Source organism: Proteus sp. LHD240705 (assembly GCF_047921555.1).
Lineage (GTDB): Bacteria > Pseudomonadota > Gammaproteobacteria > Enterobacterales > Enterobacteriaceae > Proteus.
The window spans coordinates 151,556-172,955 of the sequence record NZ_JBLRMI010000008.1 but is presented as its reverse complement, the minus strand read 5'-3'; the positions used below and the strand labels follow the sequence as shown (position 1 = coordinate 172,955).

The following is a 21,400-nucleotide window of genomic DNA, read 5'->3' as shown; positions in this document are numbered from 1 at the left end:
AAGAAAAGGGCGTATATTTCATTAGCGCCCTTTTCTTGTACGCTATTATTCTAAAAACAAAAAATATCCCCGCTTTCTACAATGGCTTGGGGAACAAACCAATCAGGTATAAGACATCCAAGTGCGAATAAACGCACAGTTTTAGGAATAACACAATGTGTGGAATAGTAGGTGCAGTTGCACAACGCGATATCGCTGAAATCTTAATTGAAGGCTTACGTCGTTTAGAATACCGCGGTTATGACTCTGCGGGTTTAGCGGTTGTGGATAATGACTGTAAAATGACACGTCTGCGTGAAGCTGGCAAAGTACAAATGCTGGCGGAAGAAGCAGAAAAAACACAAGTGATTGGTGGTACAGGTATTGCTCATACTCGTTGGGCAACACATGGTGAACCTTGTGAAGATAATGCACATCCTCATGTATCAGGTACGATTGCAGTTGTACATAATGGCATTATCGAAAACTACCAAGAACTGAAAGCAGAATTAATTAAAAAAGGGTATCAGTTTGCTTCTCAAACTGACACTGAAGTGATTGCTCACCTTGTTAACTGGGAACAGCGCCAAGGTGGTACATTACGTGAAGTTGTACAACGTGTTATTCCTCAATTACGTGGTGCTTACGGTACCGTTATTATGGATAGCCGTACACCTGAGTTATTAGTCGCTGCTCGCTCTGGTAGCCCGCTGGTGGTAGGTCTTGGCGTGGGTGAAAACTTCCTTGCTTCTGACCAGTTGGCTCTATTACCTGTTACCCGTCGCTTTATCTATCTTGAAGAAGGGGATATTGTCGAGGTCACTCGTCGTCATGTTCATATTTTTGATGTGAATGGCGAAGAAGTTGTTCGTGATACGATTGAATCAAATGTTCAATACGATGCGGGTGATAAAGGTGTTTACCGTCACTACATGCAAAAAGAGATCTATGAACAGCCTCTGGCGATTAAAAACACGCTTGAAGGTCGTTTAAAATCAGAAACGATTGATCTAAGTGAACTAGGATCTAAAGCTGAAGATATCTTATCTAAAGTTGAACATATTCAAATTGTAGCTTGTGGTACTTCTTATAACGCAGGTATGGTTTCACGTTATTGGTTTGAGTCTTTAGCAGGTATTCCTTGTGATGTCGAAATTGCATCAGAATATCGCTACCGTAAACCAGCAACTCGCCGTAACAGTTTGCTGATTACATTATCTCAATCAGGTGAAACAGCAGATACATTAGCTGCATTGCGGTTATCTAAAGAGTTAGGTTATTTATCTTCTTTAGCTATTTGTAACGTTGCAGGCTCTTCTTTGGTTCGTGAGTCTGAATTTGTTTTAATGACTAAAGCGGGTGCTGAAATTGGTGTTGCATCAACCAAAGCATTTACCACACAGTTAACCGTTCTATTAATGCTGGTGGCATATATGGGACGAATTAAAGGTGTCGCGACATTAGAGCAAGACGTTTCAACAGCATTACATGCATTACCAAGCCGTATTGAAAGCATGCTATCGAAAGATAAAGTGATTGAAGCGTTAGCTGAAGACTTCTCAGAAAAAAGCCATGCTTTATTCTTAGGTCGTGGCGACCAATACCCGATTGCGGTAGAAGGTGCATTAAAGCTAAAAGAGATCTCTTATATTCATGCTGAAGCTTATGCTGCTGGTGAATTAAAACATGGTCCATTAGCATTAATTGATGCGGATATGCCTGTTATCATCATTGCGCCAAACAATGAGTTATTAGAGAAATTAAAATCTAATATTGAAGAAGTACGTGCGCGTGGTGGCTTACTGTATGTATTTGCGGATCAAGATGCAGGCTTTGAAGAAAACGAAACGATGAAGTTAATTTCTTTACCTCATGTTGAAGAGCTTATCGCACCTATTTTCTATACTGTACCATTACAGTTGTTGTCTTATCATGTTGCCTTAATTAAAGGCACAGATGTAGACCAACCTCGTAACTTAGCAAAATCGGTTACAGTTGAATAAATAAAGTCAAAGTTAACTTTATTCTAAAAGAACCAGTCATGCTGTAAAAAGCAGGCTGGTTTTTTTCTGCCTAGAAAATAAAACTCTGCCCGCAAATCGATAACAGGCAGAGGAAAATAGCACAATAGGAGAGATATATTGCTATTAAAACAACACTACAGTAAGAACAAAACTAGTTGTAAGACTTAAACAGGGATTGGTTGCCTGATTTATCAAAGGCAATCACTTGGTAAGGCTCTTTGTAATCACCTGCATACATACCTAAACTTCCCGCTGGCATACCTGCAACGGCAATACCTGATTTAGATTTATCTACTAAGTCGATATTTTTTAAACTATCAACGGGGATATGTCCTACTAAATCTTTACCTTGGTAAGTCGCAAAGTGGCAACTTAATAAATTATTGGGTACACCGGCTTGTTGATATTTCTGCATTAACTCTGTCTCTGAAACAATATTCACTTTAACATTGAAGCCTGCTTCTTTTACGCCATCAGCCCATAACGTACAGCATCCACAACTGTCAGTTTTATAAACCTCAATAACATTATGATTAGATGCATAAGCCGTGCTTGTAAAAGCGGAGATTGCAATAATAGAAGGCAGTAATAATTTTTTCATTGTTTATTCCTTTCACTAAATTGATAGATGAAACAATAATCTTTCCCCCTACTGGAAGGTCAATTTAATTAAGGTATAGACGCGTAGAGTTTTGTAAAAAAATATTTATAGAAAACAAAGATATAAATAATACTTTGCTTATCCTTTTTTGATGTTTTTCGAGAATATGACTTGATATAAGAAGAAAAAAAGCCTGCATAGCAGGCTTAAAATGGAGAAAACAGGGTAAACGTAGAGTAGTTAGGATGTAAACGACCATGAGGGTATCTCATAAGTTAAATCACCTCTTGCGAAGAGTGTTTGTGCTTTAACTTGGAATAACTATAAACCTAAACTTAACTTGAGGTTAAAGCGAAGAAATTTGTATAAGGGATCCAATTTTATTGATGAAAATAAAATATATAGAATATAAAAATAAAAAAGCCAATATTTTCAATGTATTGGCTTTAAAATAAATAGGTGTATTTTTAATTTAAAAACAAATTATTTGATGGCGATTATTTGATAATAGTAATTTGTTTTACGTCGATCTCAGTGCTTGTCCATTCTTTATCAACTTTACCTTCAATTCTGACGGTATTATCTGGTGTAACTGTTTGTCCACGCCATCTTTTATTGTCGATATCTACATTGATACCGCCTGTGCTGTCTTCAAAAACGTACAGCTCATCACCAATTTTTTTGGTAATTTTACCCGTTAAAATAACCCAAGTGTCATCAGAAAGATCTTTTGCTTTTGCAACGGAGGTTTCGCTAATTGAAGGACCTTTAAATCCTCCTTGATCTGCACTTGATTGAATAGTGCCTTGAGGAGAAACAAAACCACCATTATGAGATGTTGTATTGGCTTGAGATGCAAAGGCCAACGTACTACCAATTAATAATACAAGAATTTTTTTCATATCAAGCTCGCTTTCTGTTTAAAATATAACTAAGTATAGTACTTATTTTATTTCAACTTCATGTATAAAACAGCATATAAAGGTAAATCTAGATATTAATACATCAAATGATTGATATTACTATTTTAAAACTAGAGTTATATTTTATAGTGTTGTTTTTTTCAATATAAGCATCTATCACTAAGTACTTCTTTTCTTTAAGTTAAATCTTCTGGTTATTTCCCCTTTGGATCAGTGTAGACCGTTATTCAAAAATATACCTTGTAGGATCATTGTTTTTAGATGTATTACCTCTTATCATCCAGCGCCTTCAAATTTTTTTTAATTTTCCCCTGTTATTTTTAGAGGTTTTAGGTTTTATGACTAACGAACGCATTGCCAATCCGGGTCCATTAGGTTTAATGGGTTTTGGTATGACAACGATTTTGTTGAACATACATAATGCCGGTTTTTTCCCAGTAGTCTCAGTTATTATGAGTATGGGAATTTTTTATGGTGGGATCGCACAAGTTATTGCTGGAATTTTTGAGTTCAAAAAAGGCAATACTTTTGGAGCCACTGCATTTACCTCTTACGGCTTCTTTTGGGTAACATTAGTAGGTATTTGGTTATTACCCGTGATGGGCTTAAGTGAACCCACAACACCTCTCTTTTTGGGTGTGTTTTTAGCGTTATGGGGAATTTTTACCTTTTTCATGTTTATTGGCACGTTAAAAGCCAATAGAGCACTCCAGTTTGTCTTTTTAAGTCTGACTATTTTATTTGCATTACTGGCAATAGGAAATATCACAGGTAATGCACTGATTTTAAAAATTGCAGGTTTTGAAGGTATTATTTGTGGTGCCAGTGCTTTTTATCTTGCAATGGCTGAAGTATTAAATGAGATGTATGGCAGAACAATACTGCCAATTGGTCACAAGTAACCGCTTTATACAGAAGTGGCTATTTAGCCACTTCTACTACTTGGCTTTTACGGCGTATTAGTTTTCTTGCACACCATGCGTAAAGCAACCCTGCAACGACACCTGAAATATGTGATTCTGTTGATACACCTAATTGTCCCGGAATTAAGCCATAGGCCATTGATCCATAATAGAATAGAACAAAGAGTGCAATTACAATATCGATAATTTTATGTCGAGTAAAAGCGTGAGCAATAAGTAAAGACCATAACCCAAAAATCCACCCACTTGCACCAACGTGAATAGCATTTCGTCCAAAAATCCAAACTAATAAACCACTTACGATAATAATAAATATACTGGATAGTACATATTCTCGTAGAGATTGTGTCATGGATAAAAAGCTAAGAATAAGAAGCGGGAGTAGATTACTAAATAGATGGGACCAAGATCCATGAATGAAAGGTGCGATAAAAATACCAATTAAACCTTCACCCGTTCTTGGAACAATACCCCATTGAAAAAGAGATATGGGTAATAGTGAGTTAATAAGTTGAAGTAAGACTAATATGATAGTTAACCCACCAAGAAAGGTGAGCCTTTTTTTAAACCAAACCTTATCCATAACGTAGCCTTAATAATGTAATGACGTTGATAAAACGCTATAAATAGAAGAGCCTCTAATAAAAAGAAGAAAGGCTCTTTTTTATTTATTAGTCTAATAAATTAAGGCAAGCAGCTCCGCGAGCGCCACCTGCATCACCATGACGAGCTTTTTCTATTGCTGGAATTTGAGCATTTCCATAGACACAGTGTGAGAGATATTCAGGTAATTGGTCATACAGTGCATTAAATTGCGATAATCCACCACCAATAACAATTAAATGTGGATCAAGTACAGTAAGAATATTACTTAGATAAATCGCTAACACTTTCATATAACGATCAACGTGCTCTTCTGTTTTCTTATCTCCAGCATAGTATTGCTCAACAATATCAACGGCTCTTCTGGGAGTATGATTGAATGCCTTATACATACGTTCAAAACCACGACCAGATAAATAAGTTTCAAAACACGCTTTTTTACCACAACCGCAGATGATTTTTGGCATTGTTTCGCCAATCACGTTATCTGCATCCACATTCAGATTCATATGACCGATTTCACCAGCAATCCCATTCTTGCCAGATAATACTTTGCCATCAATAACAAAACCGCCACCAACACCTGTACCTAAAATAAGTCCAAGTACAGAAGGATGATGACGAAATTCGGGATCCCATGCTTCCGATAAGGCAAAGCAGTTAGCATCATTTTCAACTTTAACCGGTCTATTGAGTATATGTGCAAGATCATGAACCATTGGCTTGTATTTAGCGGCTGGAACATTAGTGGTAAATACCGTTCCTTCTTTTGCATTCACAATACCAGGAACACCAACGCCTACTTTTCCTTTACACCCTAATTCAATGTCAGCTTCTAAGGTCAGTTCCTTAAAAACATTCAATAACGCCTGATAATCATTTTTAGGTGTAGGAACACGTTTTTGCCATACTTGAGTCAGATCTTTATCAAAAACGGCAAGCTCAATTTTTGTGCCGCCCATATCAAAACCATAATACATATCAGTCTCTTAATTATTCTGTAAATATTATTTATAGCAACGACAAGGGTGTCGTTACGTGGCCATTTCTATTTCAGTCAATACTTAAGTTATCTCTACTGCTTATATACACTAGGTTAAAGAAGAACAGTGATTGGTGACAGTTGAGTTTTCTTTATCTATTGATTACTACTTTCAATCAAAACACTACGTACTTTCATTAGAGCAAAGCCTAATAAATTTAATCCATTCCAAAGAAGAGGATTGTTAATCTCATTGTCTTGCTCACTTAAACCGACTCCCCATATTTTATCAACGGGGCTTGCCTCAACAAGCACACGATTGCCTGTTGAAATCAGAAATTTACCGAGTTCTTCATTTTGGGAAAACTTAGCGATATTGGCACGAATAACAATATCCATACGGTGTTGTTCCCAAATACCTTGGTCAAATCCTTTGACTTCTCTGCCTAATGCTTTTGCAGAGCCTGGGTTAGATGCAGTAATAATGCGCTTTCTGACTTCTATATCATTAAATAGCTTTGCTTTTTCAGCCATCATATAGTGCTCAGCGCTGGCATAACGCACATCATCTAATATAAAAGGTGCTGGATACCATTGGCTAAAACAACTTTTTGCGATGTCATTACCTTTACTTTTATGTCCCCAAAAGTAGATGTACTTTATTTTCTTTCCTGCACGAAATTCTTTTTTTAATTGTTCTAAATCCATCTTTTTTTCCGTTATGTTGAATACTCCTAATTCACTTAATAAAGATAGCATAGAAGTAAAGAAGGATAGAGAGCCTTTTTGCTATTCTGCTTATAGGTGAAGCGATTCCGCTATTTTCAAATTATTCTTATTAAATTAATCTTAATTAGATTTGTTTTTACTGAATGATAAAAAAATAGAGCTTAGATTACTAGGATTACTCTTAAAAAAATCGAACTAAAGAGTTTCTTTATTTATATAATCACACAAAAAGATAATCTTAAAACGATACTACTTACTTAGTATAAAGGTGTAGTTAATTAAGTATTTTTAATATAAAAAAGCACATTTATCGGTATTTATACTAATTGTTGGTATTTGTAACTAATAAAATAGATATTATGTAATTAATTTAATAACTTAGGTTAATTGAGATACTTGTTTTCATTGTTACACTTATTATTTGAACTAAATCACGCTTGTGTGTTTGTTAAGCTAAATTAACAATATCATTTTATAGATAAAATATTACTTAAGTTAATTATTCTGGAATACAGGTTATTCTTAGCGGTATTTACTATAAGTAAATAATAAAACTAATCATAGATTGATTATCTACTTTTGTCTTTTATTTTAATGTTTTTTTCTAAAACTTAACCAATACTGATGTGTTTTATTTTTTTATTAATAAAATAGAACGATCGTAATATGATAAAAAGCAATAAACACACTTTTTAGGTGTAAAAAAGGAACCTATTTTGATGATGATCAATATGAATAAATAATCCTTTCCATTTTTAGTTATTATTTTTTTAGTCTTTTTTGGAATAGAAAAAAGAGGGTTTATTAAAATTGATCTTGATGGGCTCTTTGCTTTTTAGAAGAAATAATATCAATAAATAATTATTTTAGAATTTTATATTTATAAAATTTATACGAATTGTTATTAATTAACTCTAGTTATTATCTGGTTTTTAAACCTGTTTTTTTAGGTAAAAAAGACGCTATTTTTGATAGTAATAATAAATATGGAATTAAGTAAAAGTACCCATTTTTATAAAGTGAAAATGAGTGGCGTTTTACTTTTTACACTTTTTTTGATGTTGTCTTTTTCATTAAAATAATTATACAATTTAATTTAAATAATCATTGCTCCTAATTGGATGATGTTTATTTGTAATTAAATAAATTAGTATTTATAAGATTATTTTACCCTACATAGTTGATGTTCATTAATTGATGATTTAATGAGAGTTTAAATATGAATTTATAGAGATATATTTTTAACTTATTGTGAAAATTATCTATAAGGTTCTCTCCTCCTTATTTTGGATGAGCATCAAATTATTGAACAAGGTTTAGAGTACTGTTATTAAAGGGGCCACACTATGTATGATGATATTAGTAACCTAAAAGATAAGTTTCAGGAAGATGCCTTTGCTTTTCAAGAGTTTTCTTCCTCTACAATACAAGATGTTGATAATAAAATAGAACCAGTAGTTATAAATAAAGAAGATAATAATAAAATTAGTAATTTAAGTAATAATACGTTTTCTGAAACTTCACTTATAGTGAAAAACGAACCAAAACAGCCTGTTACTTCATCGTCTATCCCTTCTTATCACCAGGATGCTTTAGTTGTTAAAGCAAAGAAAGACAATTTAATTAAGAGTAAGCAAAATTTGTTAGCAGATAATAAAATATTTGATAGCAAAGAAACTGATAGAGTTCATGCTCATGAAAATATATCACTAAAAGATATATTGTCATTTATTGCCTCTATCTAATCTGAATAAGCAAAACTCTTTGTGTAAATAAATAATATTGACTGGTGTCAATCTTTAGCCATTGTTATTTTATTTTTTAAGATAGGTTTATTTCTTTTCGATATTTATTAATGTCGATAGGGTGCCTTTGTCTTAAGAAAAGATCTATGGCGATGACAAAGGTATGGGTTTATGAATAAAATATTTAAAACATTAATTACGGCTTTTTTATTGATAACAATGTTTTCACTCATTGTTATGCCAATGAGCGCCGAACAACAATATATATTCGGTCTTATCAATATATTGCTGTTATTTGTTATCGGTTTTAAAAAATCAAAAAAACGATTATTAACAATGGTTTTTATTTCATTGTTGATGTCAACGCGTTATCTCTACTGGCGTGCAACAAATACCTTAAATTTTAATACAACTATCGAGGCTGTTTTAGGTAGTGGTTTATTTATGGCTGAAATTTATTCTTGGATAATATTAGTCCTAGGTTATTTCCAAACGTCATGGCCATTAAATAGAAAAATAGCACCTTTACCTAAAGATATTTCTCAATGGCCTACTGTTGATATTTATATTCCAACATATAACGAAAGCTTGGATGTTGTACGTGATACGGTCCTTGCTGCACAAGCTATCGATTATCCACAAGATAAAATGAAAGTTTATATATTGGATGATGGTAGTCGTGAAGAATTTAAACAATTCGCTGGTGATGTTGGTGTAACTTACATTGAACGTGAAGTTCATGATCACGCTAAAGCAGGTAACTTAAATCATGCGATGGGATTAACAGACGGTGAGCTAATCTGCGTTTTTGACTGTGACCATATTTCCACGCGTATTTTCTTGCAAGCAACAGTAGGAAGCTTCCTTGAAGATCCAAAATTAGCGTTGATCCAAACACCACACTATTTCTACTCGCCAGACCCATTTGAACGAAATTTAAGTGCGGCTAAAGATGCACCGCATGAAGGCGCACTTTTCTATGGCCCTGTTCAACGTGGTAATGATAACTGGAATGCGACATTCTTCTGTGGTTCATGTGCTGTTATGCGTCGTAGTGCTCTTGAAGAAATTGGTGGCATTGCTGTTGAAACGGTAACCGAAGATGCACACACTGCGCTTAAATTACAACGCTTAGGTTGGAACTCTGCATTTATTGATATCCCTTTAGCCGCAGGTCTTGCAACAGAACGTTTAGCATTACACGTTAACCAGCGTATTCGTTGGGCTAGAGGAATGACACAGATATTCCGTGTTGATAATCCAATGTTGGGGCGTGGTTTAACATTCCCTCAGCGTTTATGTTATCTCAATGCCATGCTCCACTTTCAGTACGGTTTGCCTCGTATCATCTTCTTGACTGCGCCGTTACTGTTTATGTTATTTAACCTTAATATTATCGCTTCATCCGCCAGCATGATATTTGCCTATGCATTACCACACTTAATCATGTCGGTTTATGTAAACTCGAAAAATATCGGTAAATACCGTTACTCTTTTTGGGGTGAAATTTATGAAACCGTCATGGCATTTAGTTTGGTACTCCCTACTTTACTGAGCTTAGTTTCACCAAAATTAGGTAAATTTAACGTAACAGATAAAGGTGACTTGCTTGATAAAAGCTATATGGATTACCTCACTGTACGTCCATTAATTATCACTGCACTTCTTCTTATCACTGGGATTTCATGGGTTGTTGTCCGTTACCTATTAAATGACTTCCAAGGTATTGACCCGCTGGTTATTGTTTTAAACCTTGCTTGGGCGACATACAGTTTATTTATCATTCTTGCCTCTATCGCAGTAGGTAAAGAGACGCGACAAATTCGTAAAAATACTCGAATCAATGCATCTTTACCGATTACGTTACATTTTGATGATGGCGCTGAATTAACAACTACCACAGAAGATATTTCAATGGGTGGCGTTCGCATTGCCGTGAATAAAATGTCTGAACTTCGCCAACGTAATGTCACTTCAATCACCCTGAATGTACAACGAGATGAAGTTACCGTTCCTGTTGATATGGTGAGTTTAGAAAGCAATCAACTACGTCTTGAATTCTTACCTATTGATTTAAATCTTCGCCGTAAATTGGTGCGCATTGTCTTTGGTCGTGCTGATGCATGGATCCATCAAGCAGATTATAAAGACAAGCCATTTAAAGAATTGGCCGGTATTACACGTTGTATTTTCGAACTGTTCTTTGGTCGTCGCCAAAAAGTGAAAGCGCCAGCAATAAGAACGAAAGCAAAAGCTTCACTCTCTGTGCAATCAATTAACGGGGATGACTAAGCATGAAAAAGAAACTGACATTAATGCTAAGCCTGACGGCAATAGCGATCGCAAGTATTAATCTTTCTCAAGCAGATACCGGAATGTTAGAGCTAGGAGGGGAGCTTTTACCTGATCCGACTGCTTATACACATTCTCCAGTGCAACAAAAGGCGAATAACCCGATCCAACTTGAAGATGGCGTATTGTCTGAAGCGCGTAATATTGAAGAGCAATTAACTTTGGCACAAATGGGAAGTCCATCGCCTATCGTGCTATCAGGAAGAAAATTACTTTCTGGTGTGACTTTTAATATGGCGAACGATTTATTTATTGATAACGCCACATTAACAATGAAAGTGAAAGCATCTCAAGGATTAATTCAATCTGATCAAACACTTCATTTAATGCTAAATGGTCAACCTATGGGATTTCTACCTTTAGAAGAAGGTGGGCAAGAGCATGAATATGTTTTAGAAATTCCTGAAATGATGTTGACGAATGTGAATAACCTCAGCTTTCGTTTAGCCAATCGTGATGCATTGGATGAAAGCCAATGTATTCCTCCACTGGCTGAAGGATTAAGTTTGGTTATTTCACCAGATTCATCATTAGATTATCGAGGTCGCTGGATTAATGGCGGGTATAGTCTGGAACGATTGCCCCTACCGTTCTTTGATCCTGACAGAATGACAGCGACCTCGTTACCTATCATATTGTCAGATAAACCTGACCATGCAGAGGTAACAACAGCAGCCATTGCTGCATCATGGTTTGGCAGTTTTAGCCATGATATTAAGCAAGTTGATTTACCGGTTTTAATGAATCAGTTACCTGAAAGTGATGGTATTTTAGTTGGTTATTCAGGGCAGACTATTGCGGGTATTACATTACCTTCAGGAAATAGTGGGCAATTAACCATTGTTGATAACCCAGTCGATCCTGTTTTCAAATTATTACTGATCAGCGGTGATAATGAGAAATCTCTTCGCCAAGCTGTATGGGCATTAAACAACGGTAAATTGCCACAAAACGATCACTTAGTGGTGCCTTCTCAAACGCTTGCAATGAGTGCGGATTACGATGCACCTCGTTGGTTAAATACCAATAAACCTGTTTCGTTAAGTCAAATTGCCAATGGTAGTGATGATTTCTCACGCCAAGGCATTAACCATGCACCAAATCAGTTTTCGTTTCGTGTCTCTCCCGATCTCTTTTGGTGGGATGGTGATGCACTGCCGTTAGATTTGAAATATGTTTTTCCTCATTCGGATAAACTAAATAGTCGTCGCTCTTCATTAATTGTCTCTTTGAATAACCAATTCTTAGGTGCATTGTATCCGGCGCGTTCAGAACCTTTAGGTATGTTAAGACAATGGCTGGGAATGGAGAGCGAACAGCAAAATAGCACGCTCTATTTAAATCCTCGTCAAATTTATAGTCAGAATCAATTACAGTTTTATTTTGATTTACGTGAGCCTGATGATTCACCGTGTATTTTAACGGATGGCAGTAGCTTAATTAGCCAAATTGATCCGCAATCAACACTGCAATTTAAAAATACTTGGCACTACTCAAGAATGCCGAACTTGGCTTATTTTTCAGGAGCGTCATTCCCATTTAGTCGCCGTGCGGATTTTTCACAAACCACACTGCTATTACCTGAAAATCCAACGATAGAAGAGCTTTATACCTTAGTGAACTTAATGGCGAGATCAGGTTATGCCACAGGTACACCAGTTTCTCATGCTTCGGTTTTCTTAGGTGCTAAAGAGCTCGAGAAAAATAACCTCTCTCAACACGATGTGCTAGCGATTGGCTCATTAAATAGTGAGGGATTTCTACCTGCTCGTTTTTCACAACAAACGTTCTCATTTTTAAATAAAAACGTCGAAATCAAACCACAATCATTGATTGACAAGGCAAAAGGTTGGATTGCTGGCGATTATTTATCTCAAAGTGGTGATGCTGCAAGTTACTTATCTTCACTGAAAGATTGGCGTGGCATGATGAGTTTTATCTCACCTTGGGCAAGCAACAGAGTTGTCGTATTGGTTACAGCTAAAGGTAATGATTCGATAAAAACCATTATCAATGACTTAAATTTAGCCCAAATAAATGCGGCTATTAAAGGCGACATCACTCTTATTAGTGGTAAAGACACCGTAAAAAGTTTCCATTTAGGTGAACACTTTTCGCAAGGTGACTTACCTTTCTTACAACAATTCCTTTGGTATAGCTCTAGACACGTATATTTGCTGGGTCTTTTAGCTGTTGGTTTTTGTGCGTTGACGGGCTTCGTGACTTATTACTGGTTACAACGTCGTTCAACTCGTCGTTTACATCAGATATCACAGCATCGTTCAGACAAATAAGGGGGGGGGGATATAAGATGAAAAATCACGCACTTAATATCATCGTTAAAGTCATCTATGCAGGTTGTATTCTAGGGGCATCAAGCCAAGTACAAGCAACCGCAGTTGAGGCAAATACAACAGCAACTGATCCAAATATTGTCAGTTCTCTTATTGAGCAAGCTAATTATTGGCACGGTAGAGCACACGATGAACGTGCAGTAGAAGCACTGCAAAAAGTACTGATTATGGAAAGCAATAATCAGGACGCGCTGTATTTAATGGCATTCTTTACTGCGCAACAAGGTAATGAAAAACAAGCAACATATTGGCGAGAAAAACTTGCGCAAGTTGCACCGCAAGATCCACGAATTGAAGGATTAAAAAATATCCGATCATCACAATTTAGTGAACAACAATTAGGATATGCCAGAGAGTTAGCGAAAAAAGGGCAACATGAAGAAGCAATAAAAGCGTATCAACGTTTATTTGTTAGTAGTGAGCCACCTGAAACACTAGCGTTAGAATATTATCAAACCATGGCGGGTGTACCCGCAATGTTGCCTCAAGCTATTACGGGGTTAAAGCAACGTGCTGCATTAATGCCTGATAATAAAGAAACGCAAAAAGCATTTGGATTAACGCTAACTTATAACGAAGAGACTCGCCGTGAAGGTATAACTATTTTAGGTAATATCTCGGGTGATGAATCAGCCAAAAAAGGTATGCGTCAAGCACTGTTATGGCTGAATGTTCGTCCTGATGATGAAGTGTTATATAAGACTTATTTGCAAGCAAACCCGAACGATAAAGCTGTTGCAGAGCATTTCCAAGGTGCTATTCAAGGTAATGCACGCCAAGCAGGTTATACCGCATTAAATAAAGGTAAATTGAAAGAAGCCGAAGGTTATTTCAAACAAGCTTTAGCGGCAGATAACAATGATGCGCAAGCCTTAGCGGGGTTAGGTTATATCGCATTACGCTCAGGTGATTTAACCACAGGTCAGCGTTTATTAAACCAAGCTGCACAATCAGGTGGAGAACAAGGCAGCAAATGGAAACAACAAGCGGAAGATGCGGGTTTTTATGCGCAATTACGCAGTGCACAACAACGCGCTAAACAAGGGAATATTCAACAAGCTCTCGATCAATTAGCCCCATTAGCGGGTGCTTCAGGTGAAAAAGGGTTGTCTGCCAACTTATTACAAGCTGACTTATTACGTAAGCAAGGTAATTTACCCGCGGCTCACCAATTGCTGTCAGGGCTTTATCAGCAAAATAGCCATAATGAGAAAGTGATTTCTGCTTATTACTATTTATTAGTTCAGGAAGGGCAGAATACAAAAGCAGAACAATTATTGGCTCAACAATCAGCCTCTTTGCGTCAAAAACTTACTGCAAATACAGATCCTTCTGAGAAATTACGCCGTGACGCGCAAAAAGCGTTAGAAAATGGTAATCGTGTTCAAGCAAGACAATTGCTTTTACAAGCGCAGCGTAAAAACCCGCAAAATAACTGGGTTTACCTCGATTTAGCGCGCTTAATGGCCGCTGATGGTGACAGTGCTGGCGCAAAAAATATTATCTCACAGCTACAAAACCGTAGAACAAGAGATTCTGATTATGTGGCATCGCTGTTTTATGTTGAGCAAAAAGAGTGGGATAAAGTTTTTAACTTACTAAGTAGCCATAATCAACAAACTGAAGCTGAAAAAGAGTTATTACAGCGTGCTCGTTTTCATCGCCAACTTGCGCAAGCTGACCATTATCGTCAGGCAGGAAACCTTGTTGCAATGCGTAATATTTTACGTCCATTAATTAATCAAGTGGCTGATTATCCAAATGATGTGGGTGAATTGGCTGAAAAATTAGTTAATAGTGGATTAAATGATGAAGCGTTGAAATTGGTTGAAAGTGATATTGCAAAAGGCACTAAAGGTTCAGTAGGTAACTACGCTGGTCATATCAACGTTCTCAATGAGTTAGGTCATTATACACAGGCATCTAGCTTGATTAATGATCCTGCTTTACAACAAGAAACACCGATTGTTGAGAAGAAACGTTTAGAAGTTGCCACTAAAGTTGCGCAAGCAGATAGCCTACGTGAAAAAGGCGAAATTAAAGCAGCTTACGACACGTTAGTGGTTGCTTTAAAAACATCACCGAATGATCCCGATTTATTAATGGCATTAAGTCGTGTTTATTTAGCGCAATCAATGCCTGAACAATCAAACAAAATTCTTTCTTATTTAGAAAAAGAGCAAGGAAAAGATAGCAAATTAATCCAAGCTCAAATCGAAGTGGCATTAGCACAAAAAGATGGAGGAAAAGCACAACAATTATTGCAGCAAATTCCTTCATCTTCACAACCCGCTTATTTATTACAAGCTGCGCAAATTGCGCAATTAAATGGTGAGAATCGCAAAGCATTAACGTTACTGCGTAGTGCGCAATGGCAAAACAGTGATAGCACATTAAAAACCTCTGCGGGTCAATTAAACGCATTAGGAGGAAGTGATAATCCTGTTATTGCGGGTTCTATCTATGAACGTAAAGAGATGGCATCGGTTCAACGTTCTATTCGTGAACTTGAAGAAAAAGTTTCACCTTGGGTACAAGGTGGTGTTTCTGTTCGTCATCGTAATGGTGATAAAGGGTTATCTAACATCACTGAAATTTCAGCGCCAATCAGTATTTCGAGTGTGCCTGGAGAAGAGTTTCGTTGGGAATTTAGTGTTAACCCTGTTTCGATGACAAGTGGTTCGGTTTCAGGCGAAAGAGCTAACCGCTTTGGTTCTGGTCAGCTTCAACATGCTGAACGCTTTGCTAAAAATAGCGATAACCATGATGAGAAAAACAAAATTAATGCCGATGAAGCCGGTAGTCAACGTGCTTCTGGTGTTGAATTAGGACTGCGTTTATCGGACAAGGATGTCAGTTTTGATGTGGGCTCAACACCATTAGGTAAAGATACGGCAACGGTTGTCGGTGGTATCACATATTCACCTCAAATTAGCCAAAATGGGCAATTAACACTGACAGCAGAGCGCAGAGCCATAAAAGATAGTCTACTTTCTTATATGGGGCGTACTGATCCAATGACAGGCGAAAGTTGGGGCCGTGTAACACGTAACGGCGCTAAAGTTCAATATGCTTGGGATGATGGAAAAATTGGGGCTTATGCTGGTGGTGGTTTCTATAACTACGAAGGTAAAAGTGTTGCGAGTAATGATGAAGTGAAAGCGTGGATTGGCTCTTATGCTAAGTTCTATAAAGATGATCAACAAGAAGTAAAAGCAGGTGTGCATGTTGATTATATGAACTTCAGAAATAACCAAAACTACTTCTCATTAGGACACGGTGGTTACTTTAGTCCACAAGATTATGTGTCTGTTTCATTACCTGTTGCTTATACCCGTCGTTTTGAAAAAGGTGAAGTCTCATTAAATGGTACTATAGGGATACAAAGTTACAAACAAAAAGGCAGTGATTATTTCCCAACGCATGGTTATATGCAAAATGCATTAAATAAACAGAATGCGAGCGATCCTCGTATTAAATCTCAGTACGAAGAACAAGACGAAACGAATATTACTTATAGATTAGGTTTAGACGCGAAATATTATTTAAACAAAGAAACCGAGTTAGGTGTTAGCTTATCGCATGATACATCGGGTGATTATGCTGAAGATAATATGTGGTTACACTTAAAATATACCCCAGACTTCCTGTCTAAATAATTAAGGAGACAAATAATGAATAAGCATGACAGTGATATCTTACAATTACCTTTTGAAAGTGGCTGGCAAGATCTAACTCAATTATTATTTTTTCAAATTTTAAATGACAATGATATTTCTACTGCTGGAAATAAATTAAGGAATATAGGTAAAGATATTGCCTTACGTTATCCTTTACCTGAAAGCGAAAATATTCAATTACTTGAATCACATATTAATCGCGTATTAACACTATTTAAATGGGGGTTTGTCACTATATCTCCTGCAATGAGCGAACTTTTACTGGTTCATTGTGCATGGCCTCATTTTACACAAAGTCAAGATGATGCTCAGTGGCGTGTTGCAAGTGCGGGTGTTTTAGAAGGGTTATATGAAGGTTGGTTAACGAATCAAGGTGGTAATGCCAAAATGCAAGTGCATCGCCAACCTACTGATGCAAAAGATGTCTTTATTTTCCGCTATGCGCATAACTCATCAGCCGAATAATAATATATATGCTTTATTGATGAGCATAGGAGGTCAAAAATGAATGAAATGATATTTAATGATGATAATTCTAAATGCTTATTAATAAAGCAATTTACTAATAATGTTTTCATGATGTTAGTAACAGATATTAATGGCATTATTATTTATGCAAATGAAAAATATTGTGAATTCAATAATGTTCACTTTGAAAATATAAAAGGTAAAAAATATAGCTTATTTAACTTAATTGACGAGAATCAAATCAATTGTTGTGTAAATGGTAATAATGATAATAAAGGAGTATATCGATTAGAAGCCAAAAGAAATAACGATACTCAACAAGATATATGGGAAGATATTAGTATTATTCCTGTGTTTGATGAAAGTAATTTAATTTCTCATTATGTATTTATTAGCTTGGATATTACTGATAAGGTAGAGCTAAGAAATGAATTATTTAATAAAAGCTATATTGATTCATTAACTGGAATATCTAATCGACTAAGTATTGTCGAAAAAATTGAAAATGAACGATTAAATGTTTTACAGCCTTCTTCATTTTGCCTTGGTATTATAGATTGCGATAAATTCAAATCTATTAATGATCAATTCGGGCATCATGCAGGCGATAAGGTATTGTGTGAAATATCTAAACGGTTGTCACAATTAGAAAATAATGAAGTCTATTGTGGGCGACTTGGTGGCGACGAGTTTGCTGTGCTTTTCCCTAAAGGATTACGTTCTTGTTCTGTGATTTTGCTAGAAATAATAGAATCACTTTGGAAATCAATGGAAAAGCCCATCAATATTAATTCGGATTTTATGTTAACTCCTTCAATTAGTTTAGGTATTGCTGAATATCCTAAAGATGGAAAAACATTATCTGAATTATTAAAATCTGCAGATGAAACACTTTATTCTATAAAAGAAATGGGTGGTAATAAATATGGGTTTTATTCCGGATTTTAAATAAAAGGTTTTAAATAGAAAGTTTTTTTTAGTAAAGATATATTAAAAATAACGTTATCTCTTTTTAACGAAGAGGGGGGTAACTGTTTTTTAAATATATCTAGCATTCCTGATGAAATATAAGAGTAAATTTAAAATAATACTAAATATTAGTTTTAGATAAATATCTATTAGAGGATTTTATTATGATGAAAGCGGTTATCCCTGTTGCTGGATTAGGTACTCGTATGTTACCTGCAACGAAATCAATTCCTAAAGAAATGCTGCCTATTGTTGATCGCCCTTTAATTCAATATATTGTTGAAGAGTGTGCTCAGGCAGGTGTTGAGGAAATTATTTTAGTTACTCACTCTTCTAAAAATTCAATTGCAGATCACTTTGATACCAGTTTTGAATTAGAAAATATGCTGGAACAGCGTATTAAAAATAAATTATTAGAAGAAGTGCGTTCAATTTGTCCTAACAATGTCAAGATTGTCCAAATTCGCCAAGGCCATGCTTTAGGTTTAGGTCATGCAATTTGTTGTGCACGCCCAGTTATTGGCAATAATCCATTTATTGTTTTACTGCCTGATGTTTTATTAAATTCACATTATTGTGATCCTCAACATGATAATTTATCAGCAATGATAAAACGTTTTGAAAAAACAGAACGTAGCCAAATTATGGTTGAACCTGTGCCAATGAGCCAAGTGCAACAATATGGTGTTGTAGATTGTGAAGGTGTTTTCTGCCCTCAAGGTAATTGGGCGCCTATTCGTCGTATTGTGGAAAAACCAAATCCTGAAGATGCACCTTCTAACCTTTCTGTTGTTGGACGTTATGTTTTCTCTGAAGCTATCTGGGAATTATTAGATGGTCTACCTGCAGGTGTTGGTGGTGAAATTCAATTAACAGATGCGATTGATTTATTATTGAAAAAAGAAGTCGCTGAAGCATATACCTTAGTGGGTAAATCACATGACTGTGGTAATAAGCTAGGATATATGAAAGCTTTTGTTGAATATGGCCTCCATAATTCTGTGTTAAAAGAAGAATTTTCTTCTTGGATGCGGGACTTTTGTGAAAAAACATTGTTACCCAGAACAGAAGTCATAGAAGAAGATGAAGTAAGTGAAGCACAAAAGATAGTTGCTATCTTTTGAGTTTATATTGAAATAATGTGCAATATGCCGACCGAGATAAGATGGCGGTCGGCAATAGCAGGAGAGAAAGGCAATGTCTTTTTGGCACTTATCTCGTTGTCATTATCTATTTTCTACCTTTTTTTTAGGTTTGTTGCTTATGGTTTCTCCCTCAATACAGGCAGCAGATACTCAAGTAGGATGGCAACAGTTTAAAGAGCGCTATATTCAGGATGATGGGCGAGTTATAGACAGCGCTAACAAAAATATTTCACACTCTGAAGGTCAAGGCTATGGCATGTTAATGGCTGTGATGAGTGATGATCATGAAACATTTAATAAGTTATGGCACTGGACAGCTGCTTCTCTTTATCGTGGCGATTTAGGCTTATTTAAATGGCGTTATGAACCCGAAAATAGTGAACATACTCCTGATCCTAATAATGCAACAGATGGTGATATCTTAATTGCGTGGGCATTATTAAAAGCTGGTGAGAAATGGAATGATGAAAGTTATCTTTCAGCTTCTGATTCTATTCAACACGCTATTTTGGAACATACTTTAGTTAAGACAAAAAATTATACTGTACTTTTACCCGGTATTAATGGCTTCAAAACGCCAGAAGAAATTATTATTAACCCATCCTATTTTATTTTCCCTGCATGGAAAGATTTTTACCGCACGAGCAAAGATGTTCGTTGGAAAGAGTTAATTAATGATAGCCAGTCTTTACTTAGAAATATGCGGTTTGGTGAATATCAATTACCAACAGATTGGGTAAGTTTGTTTCCAGATGGAAAGATAGAGCCTAGTGAAAAATGGCCTGCACGATTTAGCTTTGATGCAATACGTATTCCGCTTTATTTGGCTTGGGCACACGATGAATTAGCGTTACAACCTTTTGTGCAGTATTGGCTGCAATTTGATCGTTATAAGACGCCTGCTTGGGTAAGTATTGATGCTCAAGAGCGCGCTGAATATAACCTTACTCCTGGTATGATGGCAGTGAGAGATTTAACAATGAAAACACCTATTGAAGATGTCGATTTAAGTAAAGATACAGATTATTACTCTTCGGCTTTACACTTATTAGCGGCATTTGCTCAGAATGGGCAATAAGTATATTTAGTTAATTTGAATGATAGATAGCTTAAATTCCTTTTAATACAGAGAGGCATTAAGTTATCTATTTTTTATATCGATAGTGCTAAAAAAATAAATTTCTAAATTATTTATACTTATTCGACTTTAATAAGTTAATTGTAATTCGCTATCTCTATTTGTTTATAACGTTATGTTATTTAAATAATAAATAAACTTTAATCTATGATCTAAGAATAATTTATTTAATGATATTTATGCTAAAGTTATCCCAATAACTTGATAATGTTATTAATATAATTTTTCATCAACAATAGAGGTGGATAAATGAAAGTTTCAGCACGCAATCAGTTAGTCGGTAAAGTTGTTGATATTATTGATGGTGCCGTCAATAGTGAAGTGATTTTATCTTTAGCACACGGTGAGAAACTGGCTACAATCATCACCAAAGAAAGTTGTGAAAGCTTAAATATTAAAAAAGATGGCGAAGCTATTGCGATTATTAAAGCGCCGTGGGTTGTATTAGCACTGCCTGATTGCGGTTTAAATTTCTCTGCACGTAACCAATTTGCAGGAAAAGTGACTCAAATCGTACAGGGTGCGGTGAACTCAACTGTTCATTTAGAAACGGCGAAAGGTTTAGAACTGACTGCGGTTATCACCAATGAAAGCTTACAAGAGATGAAATTGGCAAAAGGCAGTGATGTTTTAGCGTTAGTGAAAGCATCCAGTGTGATTGTAGCAACACGCAAATAATCGAGACGCTATTCTCTTAAAATATAAAAAGAGGCTAAATATTTAGCCTCTTTCTTTTTGATATTACTTATCTTTTTAGATTTATAATCCCGATCACCTTTTATGCA

The 21,400-nt window shown here is 35.8% G+C and carries 16 protein-coding genes; 11 read left to right on the top strand and 5 right to left on the bottom strand.

Annotation, left to right across the window (positions count from 1 at the left end; genetic code table 11):
* The first annotated feature begins 155 nt into the window (after positions 1-155).
* Positions 156-1,982 (top strand): glutamine--fructose-6-phosphate transaminase (isomerizing), encoded by a 1,827-nt coding sequence (gene glmS / locus ACNART_RS15070; protein WP_198620269.1) that lies wholly within the window; start codon positions 156-158, stop codon positions 1,980-1,982.
* Between the two features lie 172 nt (positions 1,983-2,154).
* On the opposite strand, the gene ACNART_RS15065 is transcribed toward glmS, so the two are convergent.
* Positions 2,155-2,604: a DUF411 domain-containing protein gene (locus ACNART_RS15065; RefSeq protein WP_198626385.1), complete on the bottom strand. Its 450-nt coding sequence runs from the start codon at positions 2,602-2,604 to the stop codon at positions 2,155-2,157.
* A gap of 497 nt (positions 2,605-3,101) precedes the next feature.
* Entirely contained in the window at positions 3,102-3,506 is a 405-nt protein-coding gene (locus ACNART_RS15060) for a YgiW/YdeI family stress tolerance OB fold protein (protein ID WP_109373328.1), read from the bottom strand.
* Between the two features lie 359 nt (positions 3,507-3,865).
* Between ACNART_RS15060 and satP the strand changes: the two genes are divergently transcribed.
* Positions 3,866-4,429, top strand: a complete 564-nt coding sequence (satP, locus tag ACNART_RS15055) for an acetate uptake transporter (protein WP_072065220.1) — start codon at positions 3,866-3,868, stop codon at positions 4,427-4,429.
* Positions 4,430-4,448: 19 nt separating this feature from the next.
* Here satP and ACNART_RS15050 read toward each other — a convergent pair whose 3' ends face one another.
* The 3 genes from ACNART_RS15050 to ACNART_RS15040 all read right to left on the bottom strand — a co-directional run bounded on the left by ACNART_RS15050 (position 4,449) and on the right by ACNART_RS15040 (position 6,743).
* A complete protein-coding gene (locus tag ACNART_RS15050) occupies positions 4,449-5,033 on the bottom strand; it encodes a rhomboid family intramembrane serine protease (RefSeq protein ID WP_196533611.1) in 585 nt (194 codons plus the stop codon).
* An 88-nt stretch (positions 5,034-5,121) separates the two neighbouring features.
* Positions 5,122-6,033 (bottom strand): N-acetylglucosamine kinase, encoded by a 912-nt coding sequence (nagK, locus tag ACNART_RS15045; RefSeq protein ID WP_198620272.1) that lies wholly within the window; start codon positions 6,031-6,033, stop codon positions 5,122-5,124.
* A gap of 158 nt (positions 6,034-6,191) precedes the next feature.
* Entirely contained in the window at positions 6,192-6,743 is a 552-nt protein-coding gene (locus ACNART_RS15040; RefSeq protein ID WP_100157808.1) for an NADAR family protein, read from the bottom strand.
* Between the two features lie 1,367 nt (positions 6,744-8,110).
* On the opposite strand from ACNART_RS15040, the gene ACNART_RS15035 reads away from it, so the two are divergent.
* The 9 genes from ACNART_RS15035 (at position 8,111) to ACNART_RS14995 (ending at position 21,293) form a co-directional block, all read left to right on the top strand.
* On the top strand, positions 8,111-8,509 hold the full coding sequence (locus ACNART_RS15035; RefSeq protein WP_196533614.1) for a hypothetical protein: 399 nt from the start codon (positions 8,111-8,113) through the stop codon (positions 8,507-8,509).
* Between the two features lie 171 nt (positions 8,510-8,680).
* Positions 8,681-10,801: a UDP-forming cellulose synthase catalytic subunit gene (gene bcsA / locus ACNART_RS15030; RefSeq protein WP_196533616.1), complete on the top strand. Its 2,121-nt coding sequence runs from the start codon at positions 8,681-8,683 to the stop codon at positions 10,799-10,801.
* Between the two features lie 2 nt (positions 10,802-10,803).
* Positions 10,804-13,155: a cellulose biosynthesis cyclic di-GMP-binding regulatory protein BcsB gene (gene bcsB, locus ACNART_RS15025; protein WP_368927774.1), complete on the top strand. Its 2,352-nt coding sequence runs from the start codon at positions 10,804-10,806 to the stop codon at positions 13,153-13,155.
* Between the two features lie 17 nt (positions 13,156-13,172).
* On the top strand, positions 13,173-16,874 hold the full coding sequence (locus tag ACNART_RS15020; RefSeq protein WP_368927773.1) for a cellulose synthase subunit BcsC-related outer membrane protein: 3,702 nt from the start codon (positions 13,173-13,175) through the stop codon (positions 16,872-16,874).
* Positions 16,875-16,889: 15 nt separating this feature from the next.
* Positions 16,890-17,360 (top strand): cellulose biosynthesis protein BcsD, encoded by a 471-nt coding sequence (gene bcsD, locus ACNART_RS15015; protein WP_109373335.1) that lies wholly within the window; start codon positions 16,890-16,892, stop codon positions 17,358-17,360.
* 39 nt (positions 17,361-17,399) lie between these two features.
* On the top strand, positions 17,400-18,311 hold the full coding sequence (locus ACNART_RS15010) for a sensor domain-containing diguanylate cyclase (protein ID WP_196533622.1): 912 nt from the start codon (positions 17,400-17,402) through the stop codon (positions 18,309-18,311).
* Positions 18,312-18,496: 185 nt separating this feature from the next.
* Positions 18,497-19,456 carry a UTP--glucose-1-phosphate uridylyltransferase GalU gene (gene galU / locus ACNART_RS15005; RefSeq protein WP_232797629.1) on the top strand — a complete coding sequence of 320 codons (960 nt, stop codon included), beginning with the start codon at positions 18,497-18,499 and terminating at the stop codon, positions 19,454-19,456.
* A gap of 73 nt (positions 19,457-19,529) precedes the next feature.
* The gene (locus ACNART_RS15000) at positions 19,530-20,555 is read left to right on the top strand and encodes a glycosyl hydrolase family 8 (protein ID WP_368927772.1); all 1,026 of its coding nucleotides are present in this window, start codon (positions 19,530-19,532) and stop codon (positions 20,553-20,555) included.
* Positions 20,556-20,864: 309 nt separating this feature from the next.
* Positions 20,865-21,293, top strand: coding sequence for a TOBE domain-containing protein (locus ACNART_RS14995; protein WP_196533626.1), 429 nt, complete (start codon positions 20,865-20,867; stop codon positions 21,291-21,293).
* The last annotated feature ends 107 nt before the right edge of the window (positions 21,294-21,400 follow it).